The organism is Helicobacteraceae bacterium (genome assembly GCA_031258155.1).
In the GTDB taxonomy this organism is placed as follows: domain Bacteria; phylum Campylobacterota; class Campylobacteria; order Campylobacterales; family SZUA-545; genus JAIRNH01.
On sequence record JAIRNH010000019.1, the window covers coordinates 14048 to 40098 of the forward strand.

The 26051-nt window shown below is 51.1% G+C and carries 25 protein-coding genes; 6 read left to right on the plus strand and 19 right to left on the minus strand.

Annotated features, from left to right (window positions below; all coding sequences use genetic code 11):
- Positions 1-486: 486 nt before the first annotated feature.
- The 9 genes from LBF86_02530 to LBF86_02570 all read right to left on the minus strand — a co-directional run bounded on the left by LBF86_02530 (position 487) and on the right by LBF86_02570 (position 7177).
- Positions 487-1110 carry a hypothetical protein gene (locus tag LBF86_02530; GenBank protein ID MDR0664383.1) on the minus strand — a complete coding sequence of 208 codons (624 nt, stop codon included), beginning with the start codon at positions 1108-1110 and terminating at the stop codon, positions 487-489.
- A gap of 41 nt (positions 1111-1151) precedes the next feature.
- A complete protein-coding gene (locus LBF86_02535; protein MDR0664384.1) occupies positions 1152-1346 on the minus strand; it encodes a hypothetical protein in 195 nt (64 codons plus the stop codon).
- Between the two features lie 301 nt (positions 1347-1647).
- Positions 1648-2376, minus strand: coding sequence for an energy-coupling factor transporter transmembrane protein EcfT (locus LBF86_02540; GenBank protein MDR0664385.1), 729 nt, complete (start codon positions 2374-2376; stop codon positions 1648-1650).
- Positions 2373-2804, minus strand: coding sequence for a hypothetical protein (locus tag LBF86_02545; GenBank protein ID MDR0664386.1), 432 nt, complete (start codon positions 2802-2804; stop codon positions 2373-2375). Before LBF86_02545 ends, LBF86_02540 begins: the two co-directional genes overlap by 4 nt.
- The gene (gene cbiM / locus LBF86_02550; protein MDR0664387.1) at positions 2801-3427 is read right to left on the minus strand and encodes a cobalt transporter CbiM; all 627 of its coding nucleotides are present in this window, start codon (positions 3425-3427) and stop codon (positions 2801-2803) included. Before cbiM ends, LBF86_02545 begins: the two co-directional genes overlap by 4 nt.
- A 62-nt stretch (positions 3428-3489) precedes the next feature.
- A complete protein-coding gene (locus tag LBF86_02555) occupies positions 3490-4251 on the minus strand; it encodes a DUF4198 domain-containing protein (GenBank protein MDR0664388.1) in 762 nt (253 codons plus the stop codon).
- A 250-nt stretch (positions 4252-4501) separates the two neighbouring features.
- The gene (locus LBF86_02560) at positions 4502-5362 is read right to left on the minus strand and encodes a tetratricopeptide repeat protein (GenBank protein MDR0664389.1); all 861 of its coding nucleotides are present in this window, start codon (positions 5360-5362) and stop codon (positions 4502-4504) included.
- A 490-nt stretch (positions 5363-5852) separates the two neighbouring features.
- Positions 5853-5981 carry a tetratricopeptide repeat protein gene (locus tag LBF86_02565; protein ID MDR0664390.1) on the minus strand — a complete coding sequence of 43 codons (129 nt, stop codon included), beginning with the start codon at positions 5979-5981 and terminating at the stop codon, positions 5853-5855.
- A gap of 173 nt (positions 5982-6154) precedes the next feature.
- Complete coding sequence (locus LBF86_02570) at positions 6155-7177, minus strand: alanine racemase (protein MDR0664391.1); 1023 nt, start codon at positions 7175-7177, stop codon at positions 6155-6157.
- A 167-nt stretch (positions 7178-7344) separates the two neighbouring features.
- Here LBF86_02570 and thrC point away from each other — a divergent pair, with 167 nt between their 5' ends.
- The 3 genes from thrC (at position 7345) to LBF86_02585 (ending at position 12482) form a co-directional block, all read left to right on the plus strand.
- Positions 7345-8799: a threonine synthase gene (gene thrC, locus LBF86_02575; protein MDR0664392.1), complete on the plus strand. Its 1455-nt coding sequence runs from the start codon at positions 7345-7347 to the stop codon at positions 8797-8799.
- A 242-nt stretch (positions 8800-9041) separates the two neighbouring features.
- On the plus strand, positions 9042-10541 hold the full coding sequence (locus LBF86_02580; protein MDR0664393.1) for a flagellin B: 1500 nt from the start codon (positions 9042-9044) through the stop codon (positions 10539-10541).
- 6 nt (positions 10542-10547) lie between these two features.
- Positions 10548-12482, plus strand: coding sequence for a DUF115 domain-containing protein (locus tag LBF86_02585; protein ID MDR0664394.1), 1935 nt, complete (start codon positions 10548-10550; stop codon positions 12480-12482).
- Positions 12483-13157: 675 nt separating this feature from the next.
- On the opposite strand, the gene LBF86_02590 is transcribed toward LBF86_02585, so the two are convergent.
- The 8 genes from LBF86_02590 to LBF86_02625 form a co-directional block, all read right to left on the minus strand.
- The gene (locus LBF86_02590; GenBank protein MDR0664395.1) at positions 13158-13634 is read right to left on the minus strand and encodes a hypothetical protein; all 477 of its coding nucleotides are present in this window, start codon (positions 13632-13634) and stop codon (positions 13158-13160) included.
- A gap of 1 nt (position 13635) precedes the next feature.
- A complete protein-coding gene (locus LBF86_02595; protein ID MDR0664396.1) occupies positions 13636-14517 on the minus strand; it encodes an aspartate carbamoyltransferase catalytic subunit in 882 nt (293 codons plus the stop codon).
- Positions 14518-14521: 4 nt separating this feature from the next.
- Entirely contained in the window at positions 14522-16231 is a 1710-nt protein-coding gene (locus LBF86_02600) for a penicillin-binding protein 2 (GenBank protein ID MDR0664397.1), read from the minus strand.
- Between the two features lie 2 nt (positions 16232-16233).
- Positions 16234-16506 carry a flagellar hook-basal body complex protein FliE gene (fliE, locus tag LBF86_02605; protein MDR0664398.1) on the minus strand — a complete coding sequence of 91 codons (273 nt, stop codon included), beginning with the start codon at positions 16504-16506 and terminating at the stop codon, positions 16234-16236.
- A 46-nt stretch (positions 16507-16552) separates the two neighbouring features.
- Positions 16553-17050 (minus strand): flagellar basal body rod protein FlgC, encoded by a 498-nt coding sequence (gene flgC / locus LBF86_02610; GenBank protein ID MDR0664399.1) that lies wholly within the window; start codon positions 17048-17050, stop codon positions 16553-16555.
- Between the two features lie 111 nt (positions 17051-17161).
- Positions 17162-17608, minus strand: a complete 447-nt coding sequence (locus LBF86_02615) for an META domain-containing protein (protein ID MDR0664400.1) — start codon at positions 17606-17608, stop codon at positions 17162-17164.
- A 210-nt stretch (positions 17609-17818) separates the two neighbouring features.
- Complete coding sequence (gene trpS, locus LBF86_02620; GenBank protein MDR0664401.1) at positions 17819-18787, minus strand: tryptophan--tRNA ligase; 969 nt, start codon at positions 18785-18787, stop codon at positions 17819-17821.
- Between the two features lie 20 nt (positions 18788-18807).
- A complete protein-coding gene (locus tag LBF86_02625; GenBank protein MDR0664402.1) occupies positions 18808-20052 on the minus strand; it encodes a type II secretion system F family protein in 1245 nt (414 codons plus the stop codon).
- Positions 20053-20104: 52 nt separating this feature from the next.
- Between LBF86_02625 and LBF86_02630 the strand changes: the two genes are divergently transcribed.
- Entirely contained in the window at positions 20105-21832 is a 1728-nt protein-coding gene (locus LBF86_02630) for an ABC transporter ATP-binding protein/permease (GenBank protein MDR0664403.1), read from the plus strand.
- A 240-nt stretch (positions 21833-22072) separates the two neighbouring features.
- Here LBF86_02630 and LBF86_02635 read toward each other — a convergent pair whose 3' ends face one another.
- Both LBF86_02635 and gltX read right to left on the minus strand, forming a co-directional pair.
- Positions 22073-22975 carry a M15 family metallopeptidase gene (locus LBF86_02635; protein ID MDR0664404.1) on the minus strand — a complete coding sequence of 301 codons (903 nt, stop codon included), beginning with the start codon at positions 22973-22975 and terminating at the stop codon, positions 22073-22075.
- Positions 22976-23029: 54 nt separating this feature from the next.
- Entirely contained in the window at positions 23030-24397 is a 1368-nt protein-coding gene (gltX, locus tag LBF86_02640; protein ID MDR0664405.1) for a glutamate--tRNA ligase, read from the minus strand.
- 29 nt (positions 24398-24426) lie between these two features.
- Here gltX and rimI point away from each other — a divergent pair, with 29 nt between their 5' ends.
- Together rimI and LBF86_02650 are read left to right on the plus strand one after the other, a co-directional pair.
- Positions 24427-24963, plus strand: coding sequence for a ribosomal protein S18-alanine N-acetyltransferase (rimI, locus tag LBF86_02645; GenBank protein ID MDR0664406.1), 537 nt, complete (start codon positions 24427-24429; stop codon positions 24961-24963).
- Positions 24947-25795, plus strand: a complete 849-nt coding sequence (locus tag LBF86_02650) for a mechanosensitive ion channel (protein ID MDR0664407.1) — start codon at positions 24947-24949, stop codon at positions 25793-25795. Before rimI ends, LBF86_02650 begins: the two co-directional genes overlap by 17 nt.
- Positions 25796-26051 lie beyond the last annotated feature (256 nt).

A 26051-nucleotide genomic window follows, 5' to 3' on the forward strand; every position in this document is an offset into this window, starting at 1 on the left:
CGCGAAGGAAGGCTGGTATGCTCTCGTCATACCCGCGTGGGCAGGTATCCATCTTTTTGATGATCGTTGTTGTGGGTTCTCACATTTTGTTAAGTCTAATAGAAATAGATTCCCGCTTTCCTACGCGCCTCGCGCCCCTATCAAAGCGGGCGTTTCGCGGGAACGACAGGGGGGGGGGGCTGAAATATAAGCGGCGGTTGGCTTGCAGTTTGGCGGTTATGTCGCGTTACTTATTGGAGCGCGCATTGTCGTTCTCCGGACTTTGGCGCGCAACGCGAAAAACAGACGCTAGTCGCCCGATTGCCGTTATCCCAAGTTAACGAAGCGCTATATCGCCTTCTTTTGCCCTTTCCAATTTTCCCGCCCTCGTCTGTTTTCATTGTTTCGGCTACGCGAGCGCTAAGCGCCAAATTGGAACGAGACCATAGCCCCCGCCTTAGTCAAAGCGGGGTTAGCGCTAACGAAGGCTAGATCGCATAAAGCGGCTTACCATATTTTTGTAAAGTCCGTCGCTTTCGAAGCGTCCAAAATCCTGCCGTTCTCATTTACGCCAATAATCGGCGTTACGGTTATGTTGCCGTCCGTCTTAGTCGCGTATTGAAAAGCTTCCGCTCCGTATGGCGGCAGAAAGATAAAGAATACGTCGTTAATCGTCGAGTATTGGAACTGCATAGACATATACGGATCAACCGACAAGTACTGATAGTCGCCGTTTGGCAAGAAGACCTGAATCGTCTTAGAGTAACCGTCGTCTTCGGTTTCTGGCGGCAGTAGCGCTTGCCACGCTCCGGTTAGATTATTGTCCGCGTTGGACGGCTTCGAGAGATCCGCGGCAATGTCTTGCTTAATAATCTGCGAGCTAGCTTTGCGCTTAAACGACGTCGTATTTTCAGCCGTAAAGCCTCCAACACCGTCAAACTCGCCCTCGGTAACGCTGATGGTATTGTTGTCGATCACCGCGTAGGAATACGCGGCGATTCCCTCAAAGTCAAAGAAGGTTACTTGATAGCCGTCTTTAACGACATACGCGCCCGTAAAAACGCCCAAACCGGCGAAACTCACTTCGACGGTTCCGTTGGTTTCAAATTTGAAATCCGCCGTCGCGCTCATGCTGGGAATGTACGCGTTCCACTCGCCGAGAAACGGGTTTTCTAGCTCTGAAAGCCAGACCTCTTCGGTTTGGGAGTTACCCCCCCCCCCCCCCCCGTCAGATCGCAGCCTAACAGGGCGAAGCTCGCCGCAACTAAACCAAGCGCGGTAATCGTCGCGCCAATCGTTTTGAGGATAAAGACGCTTGCGAAAACGCTTTTCGCGCCAATCCTAAAAACGCGGCTACGCCAGATCAAGTAATGAATCGGCGCGAGCTACCGATCTCGCGCGGCGGGCGCGGCGTAAATTTAGCGGCGCGTTGGAGCGAATTGCGACCGAATAGATAGGACAAGCGGACTGCCGTTTGTCGGGGCGGCAAAGGGAAAATTGCGCGCTCGAATTCATAAGAGAAACGATTCGTAACTTAACGAGCGGGAGAAACAAACAATATTAGTTGTATAAAGGCTCGATTTAGGAATACTAGCGCGTTATTTATTCTTTCCGCGATATGGCGTTGCCTGTCGAAGCCGCATATAAAAAAGGCGGCTAAGCGACGGCTTAGAACAGCGCGCCAAAGCGTAAAAACGATAGCGCCGCGATCGCGGCGAAGGTAAGAGGTATAAGCGATAAACGCGGTTTATTTAGCGTTAATATCTCGCCGTTAAATCCGCGCAGGATCATTGTTTTTCTAAGCGCTTCGGCGCGATCGAAACATTTAATCGCTAATAGCCCGGTGAAAGAGGCGATCAGACGATAGCTTGTCATATTAGCCGTCAGTTTGTATCCGCGCAGATATAAAGCGCGTTTGAAGCGATCAAACTCCGTTTTTAATAATCGCGCGATCTTAGCTGAAAAAAACAGCGACGATACCAACTTTCTATGCGCGCGCAACCTAGAAAAACCAAGCGCCACGCTCGATTCGTCCGCGCGGGCGAACAAGATCAGCGAAACGAACAGAAGCAAGTTAGACCGCGCGAAAACCAGTAGCGCAAGATCGTTTTGCCCGCCTACTAACAGGCTCGCTACCAAAACGGCGATAAATAGATTTAACGCGATCAACCGCTTCAAGGTTATTAACAGATCGCGCCGCATAATAACGCAAAGCGCTATTGGCAACGCGATCATCGGAAGGTATATCTTGTCGCTAGGCGCGACGGCGAGCGAATAGACGATAAGAGTAATTATTCGCTCGGCGGAGGTCTCTTGCGTTTTACTAATCGTCGTCGTTTCTCTAAGCCTCTCGCGCTTGACTAGTCGCGCAAAACGCGATCGCGGCGCGCGTATCAAGCCGATCGCCCGCTTGCGGGCGCTTTTTCGCGTTTAATTAACCTTAGCGCCGCAAAAAACAGCGCGATCGCGCCAAGAGATAACGCGCCTTTAGCCAGCGAAATCCATAGCGGCGTTTCGGCTTCTTCGGCAAATTCGCCCGTAAGCTCATAATCAATCTGCGCTTGATGACCCATGCCGCCGTCAACGCGCACAATAATTTTGTTGGCGTTTATCGCGATCGCGGCTTTGCCGTTTTCGTCGGTTTTCGCGGTCGCGATCTCTTTTGCGTTTTGGTCAAAAATCCAGACGGCGCACTCTTTACACGGCGCGGATTTTGTGAAGTAACTTTGTATATAAATCGTGGCGTTTTCGTCGGTAACGAACAGATTTATCTTATGGGCAAATCCGCACGCGGCAAGCGCCAAAACGAGCAAAATCGCTCTCATTTCGCCCTTTTCGCCGTCAGTTCAGGTCTGACCCGCTCGATAAAATCCAGCGCCAATAGAGTTATGACCCCTTCGATCGCCGCTATAGGCAGATGGGCTAAAAACGCCAGTTTCGCCGCGTCGATAAAACCTTCGCCGTTGATCGCCAAAACAAACGCGAGTAAAATCGCTCCCGATAACACGGGCAGAAAGCCTATCAAAAACCAAATAATCCGCTTGCGCCAGAAGCAAGCGTCGCGTCTGCCGAGCGCGGCTTGCGGGATTAGCGAAAATAGCGCCCATCCAAGTAGCGACGGAAGCGTTAGCACGCACAGATTTACCCCATAAACGCTTACGCCGCCGTAGCCAAACAGCAGCGCCTGCATTATCAGCGCCGCGCCGATCGCCGCAAACGCTCTAAATCCGATTAACGCGCCGATAACGCCGTTAAGAATCAGATGAACGCTGGTAACGCCGATTGGTATATGGATAAACGACGCGACAAAAAAAAGCGCCGAACACGCCGCCGTTTTGGGAATCTCTTCGTTTTTTAAGGTCGCCAGCGAAGCGGCGAGCGCCGCCGCGCCCGCCGCCCAGCCGACGGCTAGTATTTCGGGGCGCAACGCGCCTTCGGCGATATGCACGAGCGCTTACGCTCTCGCGGCGTGTTTTGCCGCCGCGCCGAACAGGGGTTTAAGCCGCATTATTATTTGTAGCTCTCCGTTTTTAGCCACAAAACCGCGCCTAATTCGATCGGGTATTTTTTGCCCTCGCGGGTTATCGTCTCGTCGTCGTCGATCAGCGCGGCGAAGCCCCACCACCCCTCAAGCGGCAGAACGGCGCGGAAAACGCCGTTCGCGTCGGTTTTCGTAACTAGCGTTACAAACGAATCGTTTGGCGCCTTTAACTTCTTGCCGTCGTTATAAAACTCGATTTCAACCTCCGTATCTGGCGCGATCTTGCCTTTATACAGAACTTGCCCCTCGAATAAACCGCCCTTTAGTATGGAATACGGGCGGCTTAGCGGCACGATTTCGGCTTTCAAGCCTATGGGCGCGTCCCACTCCTCGTCCGCGCCGAAGGCATTTACAATAGTTTTCGTTTGATGGCGGATAAACTTCTCCTCCGCGGGCTCGAAATAGGGAACGGGATCGATATAGAACTGATACACGGCGGGGCTTTTAACGGCATACGACGCGCTCCACACGCTCTGCTTGTCCTTTTTCGCCTCTTTGAGCGAATTTAAGAACGAAGTTTTTTTGCCGTCCGCAAACACGCCCGCGTCTTGCGGCTTGACCAGATTCATAAGCTCCTGCTCGAACGGGTGCGTAAATTCGTAAGCGATCGTAATTTCGGCTTTGTCGCCCTGCTCGATCACGCTCTTGTTGGTTTTCACCACCTGAAAATGCGCCGACAGCGGCGCGGTCAAAACGGCGATCGTAGCGATCGCCTTTATCGGAAAATTCATCTTTGCTCCTTCACACCATTTGGTATTCCGTAATACTAAAGAAATAGAACTTAATAAAAAATTAAAACGGCTACCATTTTTCTCGATAAACCGCGCGCGCTTGAAAACTTGGCTTAAAAACCTTCGCGGTTCCGAATTGCGCAAGTCAAGGCTCGCGCCGCGCAACCCGCAAACGTTTCGGCGGCTTGCTAGACAAAGCGCGGGGGAAATCCCTGAAATTACGCGCTCGCAACGGAGCAAAGCGGCGCGGTTAATCGCGCAAGAGTTTATTTTCTCCCATATATTTCAACAAATCGCAAAAGCCGAGATCGCACGCGTTGCGAGCGTCTTTCGCGGCGTTTTTTAGATCGCCTAAATTATAGTAAGCGAGCCCGCGATTATTGTAAGCGTTCGCATAATCTGGATTGATCTTAATCGCTTGGTTGCAATCCGCGATCGCTTTGTTATGGTCGCCTAACCTATAGTAAGCGAGCCCGCGATTGTAGTAAGCGAACGCATAATCTGGATTGATCTTAATCGCTTGGGCGTAATCTACGATCGCTTTGTTGTAGTCGCCTAAATTATAGTAAGCGAGCCCGCGATTGTAGTAAGCGAGCGCATAATCTGGATTGATCTTAATCGCTTGATTGTGATCGGCGATCGCTCTGCTTATGTCGCCTAAATTAGCGTAAACGTTTCCGCGATTATTGTAAGCGTTAGCATAGTTTGGATCGATCTTGATTGCTTGCGCGTAATCGGCGATCGCTTTGCTTGTGTCGCCTAAATTTTTGTAAGCTTTTCCGCGACTGTTATAAACAATCGCATTGTTTGGATCGATCTTGATCGCTTGGGTGAAATGTCTGATCGCCCCTTGAAAATCGTCGCGAATATACGCGTTCAGACCCTGATTAAACGCCTTCTCCGCGGCGCTTGCTCCAAATAAAGGTATAGAGGCGCATAGGTAAAGCGCGATTAGCGCGGTCGGCGCTATTTTTGAAAGTTTATCTATAACGCGGGCTTTTATTTTTGGCTCCCCCGTTATAGGCGCAAAGAAACGCTTTATCCGATAACAAGCGCGAGCTAACAGGGAGATAGAACTTTTGGCTTCGCAAAGCCGTCGCCCAGCGATCATCGTTTGATCCCCTTTTGCGCGTGAAATTGACAAATTATAGACCATATCAACATAAAAATATCAAAAAAGCGGCGACGCCCGTCGATTTTCGTATCGCCGATCGCTCTCCGCGCCCCCCGCGCTCTTCGTCGCCTTTGTTGTTGTTTGCGCCCTCTTTTATAATACCCGCGCGGAGCGATATGGCGGTTTATCGCCCGTAATCGCGCAGGAAGGGGGTATCCATCTTTTTTATGATTGTTGGTATGGATTTCCGCTTGCGCGGGAATGACATTAAGTATATGGATTACCGTATTTTACCGAGACCTGCGGGAATGTGTTGCCGCCGTCCTTAGCGCTTAGATTTGTTGTCAACGGATACTAACTTTTGCGGCGCTAAAGGTTATCGCGCTCAATCGCGTATTCGCGCATTTTGCCGCATATATTTCAACAAATCGCAAAAGCCGAGATCACACGCCTCGCGAGCGTCTTTCGCGGCGTTTTTTAGATCGCTTCAATTACAGTAAGCAATCCCGCGATTGCGGTAAGCGTTCGTATAATTAGGACTTAGCTTGATAGCTTGGTTGTAATCGCCTAACGCGGCATAAACAACCCCGCGACTGTTATAAGCGTCCGTATTCATATAAAAGAGCCGACTTTGCCAATGCGAAAGCGCGGAAGTTAAGCGCCCAGCCGACCTTCGCCGACAAAAACGCGAAACAAAGCGCCCTCTTTGCTTCGCGACGGACGAAACGAGCGCGCCGCCAGATTTTGACGAGGACTCCTAAACTTCTTAGGCGAGCTATCGCGGTTTTGTTAGACGATTTCGCGCGTTATGTCGGGGTTTAATCTAACTAAGACCTCGTAGCTGATCGTCCCGCGAAGACGCGCTAGCTTTTCCGCGTCGTTTAAGACGCAAACGCGATCGCCGTCGCCCTCGATCGTCATACTGTCCATGCTGACGCGCCCTAAAACTCTTTTGCCTTCGGGCGTTTCGTAGCCCTCAAAACCGTCCAGCCGCAAAAAGCCGTCGCCGTAACCCACGTCGTAAACGCTCGCCGCGAAATCGTTTTTCGCCTCGAAAACTCCGCCGTAGCCGACGCGATCGCCCGATCGTAAATCGCGGCGCGAAATGCGATCTCCCCAAAGCGATAGCACAGGTTTCAAATCGGCGCGATCAAAAGGGCGGCTTAGATCGCAGTAGCCGTAAAGCGCTATGCCGACGCGGACGAGATCGTATGGATCGGCGTTTTTGTTACGCAGGAGCGCGGCGGAGTTATATAGATGAAACTTCGGCGGATCGATCCCGTTTTTCGCGCATATTTTTTCGACGATCGCGCGAATTTTGCCGAAGTTTTTTTCCTGCCAGAAAAGCTCGGTCGATAGCGCGTCGGCGGAGCGCAAATGCGAGAAAACGCCGCGCAAAATTAGCCCTCTACCGAGCGCCGTTTCGATTGTTCTTTCCGCCGCGTCGATAGCGACGCCGTTTCTGCGCATTCCGCAATCTATTTTAAGATGAACTCTCGTTTCGCTTGCCCATTTCAGGGCGTTTCGCTCGTCGTTTAGCGCGAAACTAGCGTTTCTCGGCGCGTCGCTCGTAGGTTCGTCCGCTAAAACTAAAATCTCGTCGAATAACGGCGCGATCGCCTTCGCCTCGTTTTGATTGCGGACTACGGCGTATTTGACGCCGTTTTCGGAGCATAACGCGGCGATCTCTTTTAGCCCGTGTCCATACGCGTTATCTTTTAACACGGCGGCGATCTCGGCTCCGCCGGCGCGGGCGCGTAGCAACGACAGGTTGCGAGTTAAAGCTGATCTAGATAGACGAATTAAAGACACTGCGCGGCTTTCAGTAATATCGGACGTTCTCTTGGACTCGACTTGCTATTGTGCTATTTTTGCTCTTAAACGCTCAAACTTTTTAGGTTTCGGTTCGCGAATATAAACGCGCCGAACTCAAATCCTAATCGCTATAATCCGCTTCAGTTTTTTCAAAGGCTTTTTATATGCGGCTATATCCTACGCGCGGCGGCGATCAGACGTTAAAGTTTAGCGAGGCGGTATTATCTCCGTCCGCGCCGTTTAGCGGGCTTTACGCGCCCGGAGAGATACCAAAGCTAGACGATTTCGAGGCTCTAAAAGCGCTAAGTTATATTGATCTAAGCAAAAGAGTTTTGAAACTTTTCGACGTCGATTTGGACGAAAAGACGATAGACGAGGCGCTTGCGACCTATAGGCGTTTCGACGATCCCGACGAACCCGCGCCGCTCGTTTGCGTCGCCGATCGGCTCTTTGTCTCGGAGTTGTGGCACGGTCCCACCAGAGCGTTTAAGGACATGGCGTTGCAGCCGTTTGGCGTAATTTTGGCAAATCTTGCGCTACGGCGAAACGAAAGATATTTGATTTTGTCCGCCACGAGCGGCGACACCGGTCCCGCGACGCTCGAAACCTTTGCTAACCGCCCCAATATCGAGGTCGTTTGCATTTTTCCCGAAGGCGGCACAAGTCAAACGCAGAAACTTCAGATGATTACGCAAACGGCGGACAATCTGAAGGTTATCGCGATCAAAGGCGACTTCGACGACGCGCAAACCGCGCTTAAAGGCTTGCTGGCGAATAAAAGTTTCAACGGCGCGATCGCGGCGAGCGGACGCAAAGTTAGCGCCGCGAATTCGGTTAATTTCGGACGGATTTTGTTTCAAATTATCTATCACGTTCGCGCCTATCTTGAGTTGTTAAAACGCGGCGCGGTTAAAGCGAACGAGCGGATCGATATTATCGTGCCTTCCGGCAATTTTGGCAACGCCTTAGGCGCCTATTACGCGCGGAAAGCGGGCTTGCCAATCGCGAAAATCGTTATAGCGAGCAACGACAACAACGTCTTAACCGACCTCGTCGCCGTCGGGAGTTACGATCTTGTCAAACGAAAGCTGATCGCCACTAGTTCCCCGGCGATGGATATATTGAAATCTTCCAACGTCGAACGGGTTTTATTCGATCTTTTCGGCGCCGAGAGGACGAGATCGCTTATGGAAGAGATTGATAAAAAAGGCGCGTTCAAACTGCTCCCTTCGGAGTTGGCGGAGTTGCAAACGATTTTTGAGGCGGCTTGGTCAAACGAACGCGAGGTTTTTAAGGCTATAAGTTCCGGCGCGAACGGCGGATATATTATCGATCCGCATACGGCTACTTGTTTTAAAGCCGCCAAATTGGGAGACTCTCGCGTAAAGGTCGTTTGCTCAAGCGCGGAGTGGACGAAATTCGCGTCGACGACGCTAAAGGCGATCGACGGCGTTTGCGCGGACGACGAGAAGGCGCTTAACATTATCTCCGAACGCTTTAATCTCGCGGTTAGCCCGTCGATCGCGAACCTGTTTGCGAAAAAATCGATCGCGCCCGAACCAATCGCGCCCAATATGATCGAAAGGGAGATCGGCGCGTGGCTTGCAAAACGGCGCTAAACGCCGCCATTGATCGCAAACAAACCCTTTTCGCGAACTTCGCGCGCGAAAAGACACTTTAAATCCGCGAGGCGCGCCGAATCAAGAATATATCGCGCTCGCTAATCGCTTAAACGGCAAAAAGCGCTAAGCCGGCGATGATTTTTAAAACCGCTTGAACGCGGCGCGGGGAGGTTCAAGGCGCCGCTTTTGGAATAAAAACTGCTTGATGGCTTGCAATACACGTCAAGGAGCCGAAGGCTATGGGCTTTCTAAAGATCAATACTAACGTCGCGGCGATGAACGCACAGGTCAATTCGACGGTTACTAGCCGCGAAATCGACAAGTCGGTTAGCAAGCTATCTTCGGGGCTACGCATCAACAAAGCGGCGGACGACAGCTCCGGCATGGCGATCGCCGATAGCTTGCGAAGCCAAGCTAACGCGTTAGGGCAGGCGATTCGCAACGCCAACGACGCGATCGGCATTATTCAGATCGCCGACAAAGCTATGGACGAGCAGATCAAGATATGCGACACTATCAAAACCAAAGCGATCCAAGCCGCGCAGGACGGGCAAAATCAAAAAAGCCGCACCGCGATACAGGGCGACATTAACCGCCTGATCGAACAGCTAAACAACATCGCCGTTCAAACGAGTTTCAACGGCATGAAGTTGCTCGCGGGCAGTTTTGTGAATAAAGAGTTCCAGATCGGCGCCTATTCCAACGAAACGGTCAAAGCCTCGATCGGTTGCACGATGGCGAGCAAAATAGGCGGCGTGCGGCTTGAGACGACGGCGACTATCACCGCGGCGAGCGAAACGGTTCTGACCTTTCAAAGTAGCACGGGCGCCGCGCCTATACGGCTTGAGAGCGTGAAAATTAGCTACGGCGCGGGAACGGGTTTGGGCGCGCTCGCCGAATCGATCAACAAATACAGCGACGCGATCGGCGCGAGGGCGACCTACAACGTGCAATCGACGGGCGCGAACGCGGTGCAAGAAGGAACGATCAGGGCGTTGGAGATCAACGGCGTGCTGATTGGCGACGTAGATAACGTGAGCGACAACGATCGCAACGGCAATCTGATCAACGCGATCAACTCTTTTACCATGCTAACGGGCGTGTATGCCAGCATAGACGAGGAGGGGCGTTTGAACCTCACCGCGCGCGACGGGCGCGGCATATACGTAACCACCAGCGCGGGAGGAACGCTAACGGGGCTTGGCGCCACGAGCGCCGCCGCGCACGAAAACTACGGGCGGCTGACGCTTGTGCATAGCAACGCGCGCGACATAAACTACGAGGCTACGGGATCGCTTGTCGGCAAGATCAATTCGGGCGGCTATCAAGCCTTTACCAATATGCAGGACGTGATCGGCAATTTCACCGCGCAACAGGGCGCGGCGGGCGGCGCTTACGCCAACGCCGTTCAATCGGCGGCGGCGGGCAAATACTTGGGCGTAGGCGTTACGACGCGGCAGGGCGCGATGATCACGATGGATATAGCCGACGCGGCGCTGGAGCTTCTCGATCAGATTCGCGCCGATCTAGGCGCCGTGCAAAATCAGATAACGGTTACGGTCGATAACGTTTCCAATACGCAGGTAAACGTCCAAAGTTCCGAATCGACGATCCGCGATCTAGATTTCGGCGCGGAAAGCGCAAACTTTAGCAAACAATCTATTTTAGCGCAATCGGGCAGTTTCGCGCTTAGTCAAGCCAATCAGATTCAACAGCACGTATTAAGACTGCTTCAATAGCTTGTTATGGTAAATAATTATCGCAAAAACCTAGCGGCGTTGCGCCAAGCGGATAGCGATTTATGGGACAAACTGCAAAAAATAGAGGGCAACGATCGGTTTGAGGTTTTTGCGGGAAGCGACCCCATAGATATTAACATTCTCGATCGCGACGCCAATATTCCGTTTTATGATTCGCCCGTCGGCGATACGGAGGAAAAATTGAAAGAGCTCGCGCCAAATATGGCGCGTCCGTTTTTGTGTTTTTTTGGGATCGGAAACGGGATACTGTTCAAAGCTCTACTAGGCAACCGCAGTTTTAATCATATCTTTGTTTTCGAGCCTGAAATCGAACTAATATATGTCGCGTTGCATATCAACGATTTTTCGCAAGATATAGGCGCGCAAAGGCTAATTATTGTCGATGCGAACAAGGTCGATTTTGTCAAGGCTATGCAACTGCTAAAACTTGACGATATGCTAGTGTATCTGAAACTTTACGATCTGATTATCACGCAACCTATATACGCCCGTTATCATTCGACGATAGAGAAAATCAATCAATTTATGATCGACGCGATCGTTCAGATCGTAAAGACGCACGGCAACGATCTAGAGGACGCGCTAATCGGCGTCGATCATTTCTTGCAAAACGCCGACGCTATGATAGAGAACGCGGCGTTTATCGATATGCGCGATCAAAAAAACTCCGATCTCGCCATAACCGTCGCCACCGGACCTTCGCTTACCAAACAACTTCCGCTTTTGAAGGAAATCCAAGATTACGCGACCATTATCTCGGTGGACGCCTCCTTGCCGATACTGGAAAAACACGGGATTATTCCCGATATTGTTACAAGTTTAGAGCGCGTTGAATTAACGGCAAAATTTTACGAAAACACAAGCGAAGAGTTTCAAAAACAGATCGGCTGTTTCGCTATTAGCGCGTTAGCGCATAAACGCTTAATAGAGTCGGTTAAAGGAACCAGATGTCTGATTATGCGCCCTTTTGGATATATGATGGTTTTCGGATTGAATCGGCACGGCTACGCGGGCATTGGTATGAGCGCGGCAAATCTAGCTTACGAGTTGGCGTTTTTGCTCGGTTATAAACAAACGGCGTTAATCGGACAAGATTTAGCCTATAGCATAGACGGCAAAACCACGCACGCGGGCGATCATATATTCGGCGATCGCGATCCGAGCGTAGTAAAACATATGGACTCCGAAGAAAAAATCTATTTCCCCGCTTGGGGCGCCAAAGGCAAAATACGATCAAACTCCACTTGGGCGTTGTTTAGAAATTTTTTCATTCAAAATATATCCGACGCTAAACATAGAATGGCTACCTACAACTGCACGGAGGGCGGCTGCCATATCGACGGCGCTATCGATCGCCCGTTCGCGGAGGTTGTAGCCGAATTTGTCGATCGAAGCAAAGTAAAAAAGAGAATTGTTTTGCCGCCGGCAGACGCCAAGACGGTAAAAAAAGAAAAGGCGCAAGTAAGAAGCGTGATCAAAACAATGATTAAAACCGGACGAAAAGCGCTCGATACAATTATTCCTTTGCAAAAAGCGACGGTTAAGCTGACGACAAAATTGGAGAAAAAAAGCAGAGACGATCAGATCAAAGAGGGCGATTTCGCCGCGATCGCGTCGATTAACGCGAGGATAGACAAAGCGAAAAAAATTTTGGAAGATTCGCTATTTATGAAATACTATTGGGACGCCCTGCGCTCTATGGTGGTAAATATGGAACTCAATATAGCCAAGATCACCACAAAAATACCGACCAACGAAACCGAACAAAAAGATAAGCATTTAGACTACCTTTTCGCTCATCGTTTTTGGCTTTTTAGCGTCAAAGGCGCGATCGAAACGCAATTAAAAATCCTTGCGAAATACGACGGTTCACAGCCTCGATCCGCTAAGCCGAAAGCGGCGTTAAAAGAGACTTCTTAAAGCCAAGCTATTTATCCGTCGCGCCTATTTGAATTAAATGAAGTTTCGTTTCGCCTAGACGGTTAGGCGCCTTTTTCGTCGCGTTCGCCCAACAATAAACGCTTGCGAGTTTGCGCAAAACTGTTTGCGGTTTTCTAAAATCGCGCCGCTTTTAATTTAGTCCAAAAGTTACTTTTTGCGCTCGCCTAATCGCGTTTTACTTTTGTCCGTTTGTCGCGCCGCGTTTTATACTCGCCTAGTCGCGTTTCGATTTTGCCGTAACTCTCGTTTTTACTCGCTTTGCCGCGTTTTGCTTTTCTCCGTTTATCGCCAGCGCTTTGATTTTGCCTGAAAGCGTTTTTGCGCTCTCGCCAAACGTCGCCTTGTTTTTGTCTCCTTACGCGCGGAGCAAAACGACGCGTAACTAGCGCAATTCGTTCTATCGCAAGTCGCGCCCTCCAACGATCGCGCTATTTATTATTTTGCGCCCCCTCTCGTCATACCCGCGAAAGCGGGAATCCACAGATTAGGCGTTGCGAAATATCGGGGCGGCGCGAAAAACTTGGCGTTTCTCGCAAGGCGTTAAAGCGATCGGGCGTTTCTCCCGCCGCGCCTTGCGTCGCCTTTTAGAACGCGGGTCGCGTTTATGCGAGCGAGCGATCGTCGCCGTCGAGATAAAGGCGGCAAAACATGAAACTACTTCTTAAAAAACCTTTTGTTTTCGGGGTTGTCTAAAAAACTTTGCATACTGCGATCCGCCGAAGCGTCGCCGCCCGTATTTGTCCGCGAAGGTTTGACTTTGCGATTTTGCGGCAACGCCGAAAGGTTAAGAAAAATCGCCGTATCCTCGACCAAAATCTGAATAATCGAGTCGATCGGAGCGCTGACGACCGAACCGAAATTCTGCTCGCCAAAGCCCGCCTCAAAACTTAACGTAAGCGTATCTTCGTCAATCTCGGCGCTTTCTAGCGTATAGTCGGACAGCACAAAAAGCGTTAGCGGCTTGAAAGATTGGTTTAGGCTTTCCGGAAGCGGCGGGTCAAAGACGATCTCGTTTAGATCGCATAATATTCCAAACGACGTTCCCGCGAGGATCAAATAGTCTAATATATCCGCGCAATGTTCTGCGATCATTTCGGCGAATTCGCCGTCTTTAATAATTTTGTTAATCATCTTAATACTCCAAAACAAATTTGCTTAATATAGCCATTCTTACCGCCACGCCGTTGTGCACCTGCCGCAAAACTAGCGATCTGGGATCGCTTAATACGCAGTCCTCCAGATCAACGTTGCGATGAACGGGTCCGGGATGCATAATAAAGATATTTCGATCGCCTAATAGCTCTTTTGTGATCTTGAAGTTTGCCGCGTAATCGCTAAGGCTGGCGTAGATCGGTCTTTCGTGTCGTTCGGTTTGGGTTCTTAACGACATAATAGCGCTCGCGCCGTCTAGCTCGTCGCGGATATTCCATGTCGTTTTTATATTGGAGCGCTTGGGCAAAAAATGGGGAGGCGCCGCCAAAACCACCCGCATTCCAAAGCGCGTTAGCAGCTTGATATTGCTGTTTGCCACGCGGGAGTTTCTAATATCGCCCGCGATCAGAATTTTTTTGCCGCGCACGTCGCCGATCGCCTGACGCAGGGTAAACAGGTCTAGCAGCGCTTGCGTGGGGTGCGCGTGCGCGCCGTCGCCCCCGTTTATAACGCTCGCTTTAACGAATTTGGAAAGAAGTTTGGGCGCGCCCGCGTTTTTATGCCTGACCACGATCGCGCTCGCGCCCATCGCGTCGAGATTGGCGGCGGTATCGTGTATCGTTTCGCCTTTGGATTCGCTGCTACTTGCCACGTCGAGGCTCACCACCTCCGCGCCAAGCCTTCTCGAGGCTACCTCGAAACTGCTACGGGTGCGCGTGGAATTTTCAAAAAAGATGTTTATTACCAGTTTGCCGCGCAACTTTTGGTTGGTTTCGCCGTTAAGATAGCCGCTGGCTTCGTCAAAAATCGCCTCTATCTCGTCGTCGGTTAAATCCGTCGTAGTTGTTAGGTGTCTTGCCATAGCGTTATTTTATCGTTAGTCGGTTATGACGAATCAGCAGGCGCGCGGTATCGGCGAAGATCGGCGCGGCGCTCTGGCTGGCGCTTTGTTTTTTCTTAGGGTCGATCACTAAAACGCCAATCGAATAGCGTCTTTCGCCGTCGTTGGCAAAGCCAAAGAAGCTGTTGTGGTAGTCGTCTTTGTAGCCGCCGCCGCTGGCTATGCGCGCCGTGCCGGTCTTGCCCGCAATAAAAACGCCGTCGATCGCGGCGGTTTTAGCCGAGCCTCTAAGAACGGTTTTGCGCAGTATCTGCAACATTTTCATAGCCGTCGCTTCGCTTACGACTCTCGCGCTTGGCTCGCTATCGAGCGGCGGCGCGCCGTCGCCAATTAGGCGATCGACAAGGCGCGGCGAAACCATCGCGCCGTTGTTGTTGAACACGTTGTAGGCTTTTAATAGCTGTATAAAAGTTACGCGCAGTCCGTAGCCGTAACCGGTAGTGGCGCGGTATATGTCGGCGCGGTAGCGGTGCAATCCCGCAAGCGAGCCTAACGATTCGTAAGGCAGATCGATTCCCGTCGGGCGCGAAAAGCCAAACGCGGTTAAGCCGTCGAATAGTTTATACTCGCTAAGACGCATAGCAAGCTGCGCGATTCCGATATTGCTGGAATAGACGATTACGTCCTCGACGCTGAACCACTCGCGCGGCGCGGTGTCCGTGATTACGTCTTTGCCAAGCGTCCATCTGCCGTTGTAACCGCGCACCAGATCGAACTGCCCCGCGATCCCCTCCTCGAATAGTAGCGCGACGATAAACGGTTTCATCACGCTTCCCGGCTCGAAAGGATATTGCACGGCGTTTATTCTCGCGTTCGGCAGAGTTTCGGGGGTGATGTTTTCCGCGTCGTAGCGGGCGCTGGTGGCAAGCGCGATAAGCCGTCCCGTGTCGCTTTCCATGACCGCGCATAAAATCTCCGTCGCGTCGTATTCCGCTTGCGCTTTGTCTAAAAGCCGCTCTAAATCGTATTGAAAAAACGCGTCGATCGTCAGTTGCAAGCCAAAACCGTTTTTTGAGGGCGTATATTGCAAATGGTTGTTATAGATCATATTGCCGCCCGCGTCGCGCGACGCGCGAAAAGCGCCCTCTCTTAAAGGTTTGAGTTTGGATTCGTAGAACCTCTCCAGCCCCATATCCCCTTCGCCGCTAGATTTTTTCACGTAGCCCACGATCGGTTGCGCCAAAGAGCCGTATTCGTAAAGACGCGCCTGCGACGGCTCCGCCGGAACGATCTCAAGTCCTCGTCTAACGGGGGTCGAATTGGGTATAACGGTTTTAAAAGCGCCTTTGCGATCTAGCTCGGCGGAGAGGCGTTGCATATTTTTCGCCTCCAGCGCGTTTAGCTCTTTGGCTAGATAGACGCGCGCGTCGCGATTAAGAAGTTCCATAATATCCGCTTCGCTCTTGCCTGTGAACAGCGCGACCATTTTGGCGATCAGCGGCTTGTTTTCCGCGTCGCGCCCGTCGAAAGCTACGTTGAAGCGCCGATCGCTCTGCGCTAAGGTGCGCCAGTCCGACGTTACGATCGCGCCGCGATAGGAAGGAATCGTTTCGGTTTTGAGGTAGTCGCGATCTAGGCTCTCTTGCTTTAGCGCGCGAACGACGCTCGCGAAAAAGACGATAAAAAAGAAGCAGATGAACAAAAAGATCGCGAGGATTTTGCCGGTTTTTTCCACGATTACATTTGCGTGCGGATAATCTCTCTATACGCGCTTATAGCTTTATTGCGGATTTCAAGCATTAGTTTCATGCCGCTTTCGGCTTTGCCTAGAGCGATTGCCGCTTGATGCAGGTCTTTGACGGTTCCGGTCGCTATGTCTGTAGCGGCTTTTTCGCCCTCTTCTTGCAATAGGTTAGTTTCCTCAAACGAGTTTTTAAGCAGATCGGCAAAACTCAGAGAGCCGCTCTCCCCGATTTTTGCGGGCGTTCTGCCTAGCTCTTTTGGGAGTATCTCGCCAATTTTATTAAGTAAATCCGCCATCGCCAAATCCTATTTTTTACGCTCTCATCATCTCAATCGCGCTATTAGCGAGCGTTTTAGCGCTTTGGAACGCCGCCGCGTTCGCTTGATACGCCCGACTCGCTTCAATCATATCGGCCATTTCCACCACCGGATTAACGTTGGGATAGGCAACGTAACCGTCTTTGTTCGCGTCCGGATGCGTAGGCTCGTAGCGCATTATCGGCGCTCTATCGTCGCGAACGACCTTATCCACAATTACGCTCATTATAGCGGGATTTAGTTTGCGCTCGTATCCTAGCTCCTCGTCGAGCGGGTCTTCGTAGCCTAGGGGACGAGTATTTTTTGCTAGTTGGGAGTTCAAGCGTTTATCAAAATCCGTCGCTTTAAAAACGACGGTTTGTCGGCGATACGGACCGCCTTCGTCGGTGCGAGTCGTATTGGCGTTGGCTATATTCGCGCTGATAAGATTTAGGCGAAATCGTTGCGCCGAAAGTCCGTAGCCGCTTATGTCAAACGAGTTTAGAAACGCCATATTTCGCCTCCCTTTGTTCGCTAATTAGCCGAACGTTAGCAATTTTCATTCCTTACGCGCCCATTTAAAAGGATAGGGCGCCGCTAAACGCGATAAACGAAAGCGGCGGCGTTACACGCCCTCAAAAACCAGCGTAGCCGCCCCGCCGCCGGCGTTTTTAGTTGAAAGTTCTAGCTTGCCCGCGTTTAGTCTCCATTGGGCGGCGTTTCGTAGTAGCGAAAAAAATTCGCGCTCTTTTAACGCCTTAGGCTCTTTAATTGGCGCCGCTCGCGTAGAGGCGACGGTCGAGATATTTATCGCGTCCGTCTCGATCGCGTACGAGGCGAAAAAACGGTTAGCCGTTCCCGCGCCGGCTAAGCGATCGTTTTCAAAAACGACGATAAACGCGTTTGCGAAACCTTCGTCGGCAAGTTTCGCGCGGTCGATTTTAACGCCGTTCTCTCCTTGTTTAATTTCGACAAGACGCCACTCTTTGCTCGCGATTTCCGCGCGGTAATCGACTTTCGGCGCGCAACCAAGCGTCGCGGCGGCTAATAAAACGATAAAAAAGTATTTCATAATTTCTCCTGTTTAATTAAACCTTAAATTATTTTCCTTCGGATCGCCGCGCGATCGAATTAACGACTATTATATGCGCTATGAGGCGCCTTTACGGCAACTAGGATCAAAAAGCGCGCAAGCCGCTCCGATATAAGCTATCAATCGAATTTGCCTACCGCGATCAAAAATTCGCGTTCGGCTTGTTAAGGAATCGGTATTCGTAAAACTTTAGATAACGCCGACGGCGGATCGTATCTTCGCCATTTTCGCTTTTGCGATCGCGCGGGCTTTACCCGCTCCGATCGCCAGCGCTTTATCCGCTTTGGAAGGCTCGCGTTTTAGCTCGTCGTATTTAGCGCGCGCGTCGGCGAAATAATCCCATATCAGATCGGTCAAATAGGCTTTGAAATGACCGTGTCCTTCGCCGCCTCTTTCATAGCGCGACCGCAACGCCGCTTTGCCTCTTTCGTCCAAAAAAAGCGCGCATAGTTGATAAACCGCGTCGCCCTCCCATTTTTTTGGCTCGTCGAGCGATACGGGAGCGGTTACGATCTGCTTGATTCGTCTCTCTAGCGTTTTGCGATCGGTAAAAATATCGATCGTGTTGCCGTAGCTCTTACTCATCTTAGCGCCGTCTATGCCCGGCACGAGGGCTACGCTCTCCTCCGCGCGAAAATCGGGCAGTCGCAACAGATCGCAACCGACCGCGTTGTTAAACTTGATCGCTATGTCGCGGGCGATCTCCACATGTTGAATCTGATCTTTGCCGACAGGCACGACGTCCGTATCGTATAGCAGAATATCCGCCGCCATCAAAACGGGATAGCTAAATAAGCCGTGCGAGGGCGAAAGACCTTTGGCGATCTTATCCTTGTAGCTGTGCGCGCGCTCCAAAAGACCGATCGGCGTATGTTGGCTTAGTATCCAATACAGCTCCAGCGTCTCCGCGACGGCGCTTTGAAGCCAAAAGGTCGATCGCGCGGGATCGATTCCAAGGCTCAAAAAAGCGATCGCCGCCTCGCGAGTTTGCTCCGCTAGACGAGCGCCATCAAAGACGCTCGTCATCGCGTGATAGTTGGCGATAAAGGCGAAAACGTCCTCGTTTTCCTGCGCCTTTACAAGCTGGGCGATCATTCCAAAATAGTTGCCTATATGAAACGCGCCCGAAGGCTGAATGCCTGAAAGAGTCCTGCCCAAAATAGTCTAATTCCGCGCTTTTATCTGTTTCTTCCCATAGCGGCGTTGGATATATCCCACATCGGTAGCATAATGCCTAGCGCGATAAACAATACAAGACCGCCGATAAATAGCAACAAGATCGGCTCTAGCAAAGCCGAGAAGTTGTCGATTAGGTGATTGAAGCGCATTCGATAGTATTCGCCGATACGTTCTAGCATCGTGTCTAGCTCGCCGCTCGATTCGCCCGATCTGACCATCTGCAACACCATCGGCTCAAACAGCGCGGTCTCCTCAAGCGCGGTGGATAGTTGTTTGCCCTGTCCGATACCTCTTCCCGCTTCGGCGAGTTTCAAACAAACGTAGCTGTTTTCAATCGTGCCGGCGGACGTAGCCATCGCCTCTGTCAACGGGATGCCCGATTTGATCAACTGACCGAAGATCATCATAAATCTGCTGTAAAAGCCAAGACTCATCATGCTACCGATCAGATATACCTTCATAATATATCGATCGAAGGTAAGCTGGTATTTGGGACGGTTTTTCATCGCCCAACCATGCGCGAAAACCAGCGCGGCAATAGCGACTATCATATGAATCCAGTATCCGGTTAGAAAACGTTCCGTCGCGATTAGAGCCAACGTAGGCATGGGCAAATCCGCGCCGAGTTTGTTGAATACGGATTGAAACTTAGGCACGACCACCATAATCAGCACCACGAAAGCCGCCGCCATCGCGATCAGCGTAATCGAAGGCATTCTGACCGCCTTTTTCACCTTCGAGCGGTTATCGCGAATCTCCTCGACCATGTCGGCGAGTTTCATTAGCGATTCGGCTAGCGTACCCGTTTTTTCGCCTAGCGTAACCAGCGCCATAGAGATCGAGCCTATTTGCGCTCTGCTTTTTTCCAGCGAAGCGGACAGGCTAAAACCCGCCTCCACGTCTTCAAGCGCCTGAAATAAGATTCGTTTAATTTTCTTATCCTGCGACGCGCTTGCCGCTTCGCCCAGCGCGTCGGAAAGCGAAATGCCGGCGTTTAGCATAACTCCCATCTGCCGTATCGACACAATCCATTCCTGCGCGTTGACCGGACCGGTAAATATCTTGCTTTCGATCTGATCCTTTAGCACCTGCAGACGAGTGACGAGCGGCATCGCCACCTCTTTAACCTGCACCACCATACCGCCGCTTTGGGCGATGCTCATCGCCTCTTTGCGATCTACCGCCAAAAAGTTATGCACCTCTTTTTTGCCCCGTGCAATAAGGGTAGCCTCAAAGTACTTCATAACTCGTAAGCATAGCGGACTTACAATTACAAACAAATTAGAAAACAAGCAAATGCGGGATTTTTTTAAACAACTATCGTTTATTTTTGGAAAAAGAAGAAAAATTTTCTCTATCTTGCTCGTTTTTCTCAGCACGGCGCTCGCGCTGGCGGAGACGATCGGGCTTGGGGCGATTATGCCGTTTGTAGCGGCGGCTACTAATCCGTCGATTGTCCAAGCCGACGCTCGCTACAAAGCGGTCGCGGACTTTTTCGGCTTTCAGAACGCGGCGGAGTTTGTTATCGCCTTTGGGTTGGCGTTGATCGCCTTCTATCTCTTTCGCGCCGCGCTTTTGTTTGTCCACGCCTACTTATCCGCCCGTTTTGCCGTCGGCGCGGGCGAAGATATCAAAAGACGGCTTTTCGTTAAAACGCTGGAGCTTAGTTACGCCGATTTCGCGCGGCAAAACGCGGGCAAACTCGTTAAAAGCGTTATGGTCAATTCTCAAGCGATCGCTAGTTTACTAAGGGCGCTTTTGGCTTTATTTGCCGAGCTATTTGTGTTTATCGCGCTTTACGCGACCGCATGGTTTGCGCATTGGAAAATTACGCTTGTTTTAAGCGCGATTTTGATCGTGAAAATCGCGATCGTGCTAAAGGCGATCTCTAGGCGCATTCATAAAATGGGCGTTAGGAGTTCCAATATAAATACCGTTATGCACGAGACGCTTCAATCGGCATTCGGCAATTTCAAATTTATCAAGATAACGGGGAACGCGCCAGAGATCGCGGACGGGTTTTCAAACCGCGGCGCGCAATTATGGAAAAATAGCGTCGCCGTTCAGACGCTAAGCGCTCTGCCGCGCATCTCGATCGAGACGCTAGGTTTTGTCGTCTTGTGTTCTTTGGTTATCTATGTGATCGCCAGATACCAAGACGCTTCGGCTATCGTGCCGATCGTTTCGATGTTCGCGCTGATTTTATACCGCCTGTTGCCCTCCGCGCAACGCATTACATCCGCTTTTAACGAGATTCAATCGTATCGGCACGCTTTGCTGCTCGTGTTTAGCGATCTGAGGGCGGACGCGCCAAAAGAGGGCGACGCGCCCGTATCTTTTGCGAAAGAGATAGCGTTGCAAGATATTGGCTTTCGTTTCGATCCGAAAAAACCGATTATAAATAAGCTGACGCTGACGATTCCAAAAGGGCGAAAAATAGGTTTTTGCGGCGCAAGCGGCGGCGGCAAAAGCACGCTTGTCGATCTAATTTGCGGCGTTTACGAGCCGCAAAGCGGCGCGATCTTAATCGACGGCGAGGCTTTAACGCGCGAAAATATCAAAAATTGGCGCAAAAAGATCGGATATATTCCGCAAGACGTTTATCTGTTTGACGGAAGCGTAGCCGAGAATGTAGCTTTTGGGAAGCCTTACGACGAGGAGGGAGTTACGCACGTTTTGCGCCAAGCCAACATCTACGATTTTCTGCTTCAACACGAGGGCGTTAAAACCCGCGTGGGCGACGGCGGCATTCTGCTTAGCGGCGGGCAAAAACAGAGAATCGCGATCGCCCGCGCGCTATACGGAAACCCCGACGTTTTAGTGTTGGACGAAGCGACAAGCGCGCTGGATAACGAAACCGAAGCGAAAATTATGGACGAGATCTACGACGCGGCGAAAAACAAAACGCTTCTTGTCGTCGCGCACCGCTTAAGCACGCTCTCTCGCTGCGACGAGGTATATACGGTCAAAAACGGCGCGCTTTACCCGCGAAATCTTATGGCGGACGAAACGGCAAAGCCGTAAACTCGCGGCGCGATTAAAATTAGTCTCGCCTACACAACCTTGCGATCGCGGTTAAATATACAAAAGCCGATAGACTTCGCTTGCAAGCCGTCGCCTTGGCGCGACGACGGTAAAAGATATTGGCGCGTTTAGCCCGATAAACGTTTTGCGCGCGCAACCTAGCCGCTAAACTTGGCTTGCAACGGGCGCGTCGTTTTTGCCAATTAATTCGCGTTTGTTCAAAACAAGCGCGCCCGCCTCTTAGACCACCTCGACATGCCACGGCTCAAAATATACGCCGTAAGGGTTTCCTCTGGGGTAGCGGATCGCTATATATCCAAGCTGCATAAGTTTTTCATACTCTTCGGTTTGCGCGAAATCCTGCGTAAAGTTCTTTTCGCCAAAACCTATTTTGCCCACGTCGAAATCGCCGATCCCATGATAGGAGTAACCCGCCGGCGCCAATGAGTGCGAGGCTTCGGAGTAGTCGCCTTTACACTGCAACGTTTTCGCTAAAAACAGGTAAAATTGTTTGGGAACGCCGCGCACGCCGCTGGTCATTATTATCGTGTCGCCAATATCCTTTTTGACGCTCTCATAAACCTTCGCCGCCTGCCCTTTATAAAGGAAGTGTCCCGTATGCGGCGCTTTGAAAATATCTTTTTGCGTGATAACGGAGGTTAAGCTGTCGGTTACTTTAGAGCCGAAAAAGCCGTATTCTTTCGCGTCGCGAAAAAAGAGCGCCTCAAGATAGTCCAGCTCTTTTTGCGTAAAAGCGCCGATCGCGTTAGAGGTTTTCGCCACGCTGATCATCGCGTCAAAACTGATAACGTTAAAATTGCCAAAACCGATATATTTCTGAACGCTACTTAAGCGCGCAAACGTCGCTTTAAGCGCCTCTAACTCTTCGCCTTCGGCTACGACGGGCTTTAGGTTTTGCGCCTCCTCGATAATCGCTAGATGATCTTTTGGCGTATCGGCGCCTATGCCGTCTTCTATAGTTTCGTCGGTCTCGTCCGAAACGAACTCTTCCTCGCTTGGCGTAACCGGCGAAAGCGCTTGAGCGATTTTGGCTCGCTCGATCAAAGCGGCGTTTCTGTTAGCCACGCAACCGATCGCCGCCGCCGCTCCAAGCGACAACGCCAAAAAATCCCTTCTACGCACAGGAGTGTCCCTTTTTGTCCGTATATATCGACGTAATTGTAGAACAGAAATATTTTATTTCACGCATTCTAGCAGCAAATTTACCCTAATTTTTGCTTCGTCTAGCCCCAAAATGTCTAATGTCGCGTCCAGACTAGCGCCTGTCGCCGACCCAAAAATCGCGATTCTAAGCGGCTTGGCGAGTTGCGGCATTTTAAGGTTTTCGATTTGCAAAAACTCCTCTATCGCCTTATGCGCGCTCTCCTTGCCCCGCGCGAAATCTAAAAACTTTAGCGCGATCGCGATCGACTCCGTCGTAACGATCGGCAAATCCTTTTCTTCGTAGCCGCTTGGGCGCGAAACGAACTTTCTTGCCTCTCGCGCTAGCGCCTCTAGCGTTTGCGCCTTTTCTTTGCAAAGTCGCAACAGCGCCGATCGGTTTTCAAAGCCGCTTAAATCCAGATCGAAATCCGCCTTTAGCGACTCGATTAACCGCTCGTCGCTTAGCGCCTTGATATGCTCGTGGTTAATCCACAATAGTTTGCTCGCGTTAAACGCCGAAGCGGACTTGTTGATCTGCGATGGATCGAAAAAGCGTAGCATCTCCTCGCGGCTAAATATCTCTTGATCGCCCCAGCTCCAGCCTAAGCGCACAAGGAAATTTAGCAACGCTTCGGGCAGATAGCCCGCCTTTTTATACTCCATAACGTCGGTCGCGCCGTCGCGTTTGCTGAGTTTTTTGCCTTCGGCGTTTAGGATCATCGGCACATGGTAAAACTTAGGCGTATCCCAACCGAAAGCGCGATAGACTACGATCTGTTTGGGCGCGTTGGAGAGGTGATCGTCGCCCCTTATCACGCAGGTTACGCCCGTTAGATAGTCGTCGATCGCCACAACAAAGTTATACGTGGGCGTTTGGTCTGATCGGGCGATGATAAAATCGTCTAGCTGGCTGGCGTCAAACTCCACCGCTCCTTTGATCCCGTCCTCAAAGGCGATCGAGCCGCTTAGCGGCGCTTTGATCCGAACAACGGGAGCGATGCCTTCGCGCGGCGGCAGATCGCCGTTTCTGTAACGACCGTCGTAACGCGGTCTTTCGCCGCGTTTTTGCTGATCTTCGCGCAGAGCGTCTAACTCCTCCTTGGTCATATAGCAGTAATACGCCTCGCCGCGATCGAGCAGTTTTTGTATATATTCGGCGTAAATGTTAAATCGCTTGGATTGATACTCGATCGCGCCGTCATACTCCATACCCGCCCACTCGAAAGCCTCTAAGATCGCCTTCGTAGCCGCCTCGCTATTGCGCGCTAGATCGGTATCCTCGATCCTAAGCAGAAACTTGCCGCCGTTTTTACGCGCCCAAAGGTAGGAAAACAGCGCCGTTCTTAAACCGCCGATATGCAAAAACCCCGTGGGCGACGGGGCGAAACGAGTTACAATCATCGGGCTAAAACTCCAAAACGGATAAACTTTTGCGCGCGATTATAGGCAAACAAGCCTCAAAACGACGCGAGACTTTAACGCCGACGATGAAAATGAGCGAAAACCGAACGATTACCAGAGCCTCTATAGACGATTTATCCTCCCTTGCGGCGCTTGAAAACCGCTGTTTTACGCTTGACGACTGGCGCTTAAACAGACGCGCTTTTCGCTATCACCTAACGCGCGAAAACTATCTAATCAAAGCGGTTATCGACGGCGCGATCGCGGGCTACGCGCTGGTTTTCACGGCAAAAACCAGAGATTGGGCTAGGCTTTACGCGCTTGGAGTCGATCCCGTTTATCATAGGCTTGGCATAGGGCGCGCGTTGCTTGAAAACGCGATCGCGCACGCAAAGTCGCTTGATAAAAAACGGCTGTTTTTGGAGGTTAGGATCGACAATAGCGCCGCGATCGCGCTCTATGAAAAGTTTGGGTTTCGTAAAATCGCGCTTATAAAAGCCTACTATCCGCGCGGCGCGGACGGCTTAAAAATGAATCTGAGGCTGAGCGATGGGCGAATGGATTGATAAGATTTGGGAGTATCTTAACTATGTTTTTTTGGATATAGGCGACGCGCATATATCCGCGCTGGGCATATTTAAGTTCGTTTTTGTTTTCTGGTTCGGCTTTTTCCTAGGGCGGCTGTTTCGGCGGCGGATCGCGTCGTTATCGCAACTAACCCGCGAAAACAGACAACTGATCTCCAGTATCGGCTACTACGCGATCGTAATCGGCGCTATCTTTATCGGTTTGTCCGCGCTTGGCGTAAATCTTTCGGCGCTCGCCGTGATCGCGGGCGCGATCTCGGTAGGCGTGGGCTTTGGTCTGCAAAATATCGTCTCTAATTTCGTCAGCGGAATAATTCTGCTCTTTGAAAAGACGATACGAGTGGGCGATCTGATAGAGCTTCCGACCAAAGAACGCGGCTGGGTCAGGCAGATCAATATGCGATCGACCGCCATTATTACGAGCGATAATATCGAGATTATCGTCCCGAATCAGACTTTTATCACGCAAAATATCGTCAATCTATCGTTTAGCGACGGCGTTCGGCGGATCATAATCCCCTTTAGCGTCGCTTACGGAAGCATTATAGACGAGGTAAAGCGCGTCGTGATCGCAAAAGTTGAATCGAGCGATCTTAAATACGAGCGATCAAAACCGCTCTCCGCGCGGCTTGTCTCGTTAGGCGATAGCGCGTTGAACTTCGTTCTGGTCGTCTATATCGGCACGGGGATTAACGATCCCGTTCCGTATGACTATGATTTTCTACCGCTGATCTACGACGCGCTAAACGAGGCGAATATCGCTATCCCATTCCCGCAACTCGATCTGCGCGTGAAAACGGAAACTTCGTAAAACGCGCCCGTTTTCTAATCGGCGATCGCTTTATTTATAATCGCCTCGTAATAGTAAAACGCAAAAGCCGCCGCTATGCATAAAGCGAATCCAAACGCGACATAATATTCGCGGCGAGTTTGGCGGAGGCGGCGACCCATATTTATTTTCGCCTTTCGCATCGGGCTTAAAACACAGATACGGTTCGCTTAGAGGCGCAACCAGCAACGCCGACGACGGAATACCTGTTGAAGGCAATGTCGCGCGGTTTGGTCAA

Coding starts and splice junctions, on each gene's coding strand:
- LBF86_02530 (MDR0664383.1), bottom strand. CDS start 1,110: ATGAGCGCGACGGCGGATTTCAAATTTGAAACCAACGGAACCGTCGAA.
- LBF86_02545 (MDR0664386.1), bottom strand. CDS start 2,804: ATGAGAGCGATTTTGCTCGTTTTGGCGCTTGCCGCGTGCGGATTTGCC.
- LBF86_02555 (MDR0664388.1), bottom strand. CDS start 4,251: ATGAATTTTCCGATAAAGGCGATCGCTACGATCGCCGTTTTGACCGCG.
- LBF86_02560 (MDR0664389.1), bottom strand. CDS start 5,362: ATGATCGCTGGGCGACGGCTTTGCGAAGCCAAAAGTTCTATCTCCCTG.
- LBF86_02565 (MDR0664390.1), bottom strand. CDS start 5,981: ATGAATACGGACGCTTATAACAGTCGCGGGGTTGTTTATGCCGCGTTA.
- thrC (MDR0664392.1), top strand. CDS start 7,345: ATGCGGCTATATCCTACGCGCGGCGGCGATCAGACGTTAAAGTTTAGC.
- LBF86_02580 (MDR0664393.1), top strand. CDS start 9,042: ATGGGCTTTCTAAAGATCAATACTAACGTCGCGGCGATGAACGCACAG.
- LBF86_02585 (MDR0664394.1), top strand. CDS start 10,548: ATGGTAAATAATTATCGCAAAAACCTAGCGGCGTTGCGCCAAGCGGAT.
- LBF86_02590 (MDR0664395.1), bottom strand. CDS start 13,634: ATGATTAACAAAATTATTAAAGACGGCGAATTCGCCGAAATGATCGCA.
- LBF86_02595 (MDR0664396.1), bottom strand. CDS start 14,517: ATGGCAAGACACCTAACAACTACGACGGATTTAACCGACGACGAGATA.
- flgC (MDR0664399.1), bottom strand. CDS start 17,050: ATGGCGTTTCTAAACTCGTTTGACATAAGCGGCTACGGACTTTCGGCG.
- LBF86_02615 (MDR0664400.1), bottom strand. CDS start 17,608: ATGAAATACTTTTTTATCGTTTTATTAGCCGCCGCGACGCTTGGTTGC.
- LBF86_02625 (MDR0664402.1), bottom strand. CDS start 20,052: ATGAAGTACTTTGAGGCTACCCTTATTGCACGGGGCAAAAAAGAGGTG.
- LBF86_02630 (MDR0664403.1), top strand. CDS start 20,105: ATGCGGGATTTTTTTAAACAACTATCGTTTATTTTTGGAAAAAGAAGA.
- gltX (MDR0664405.1), bottom strand. CDS start 24,397: ATGATTGTAACTCGTTTCGCCCCGTCGCCCACGGGGTTTTTGCATATC.
- LBF86_02650 (MDR0664407.1), top strand. CDS start 24,947: ATGGGCGAATGGATTGATAAGATTTGGGAGTATCTTAACTATGTTTTT.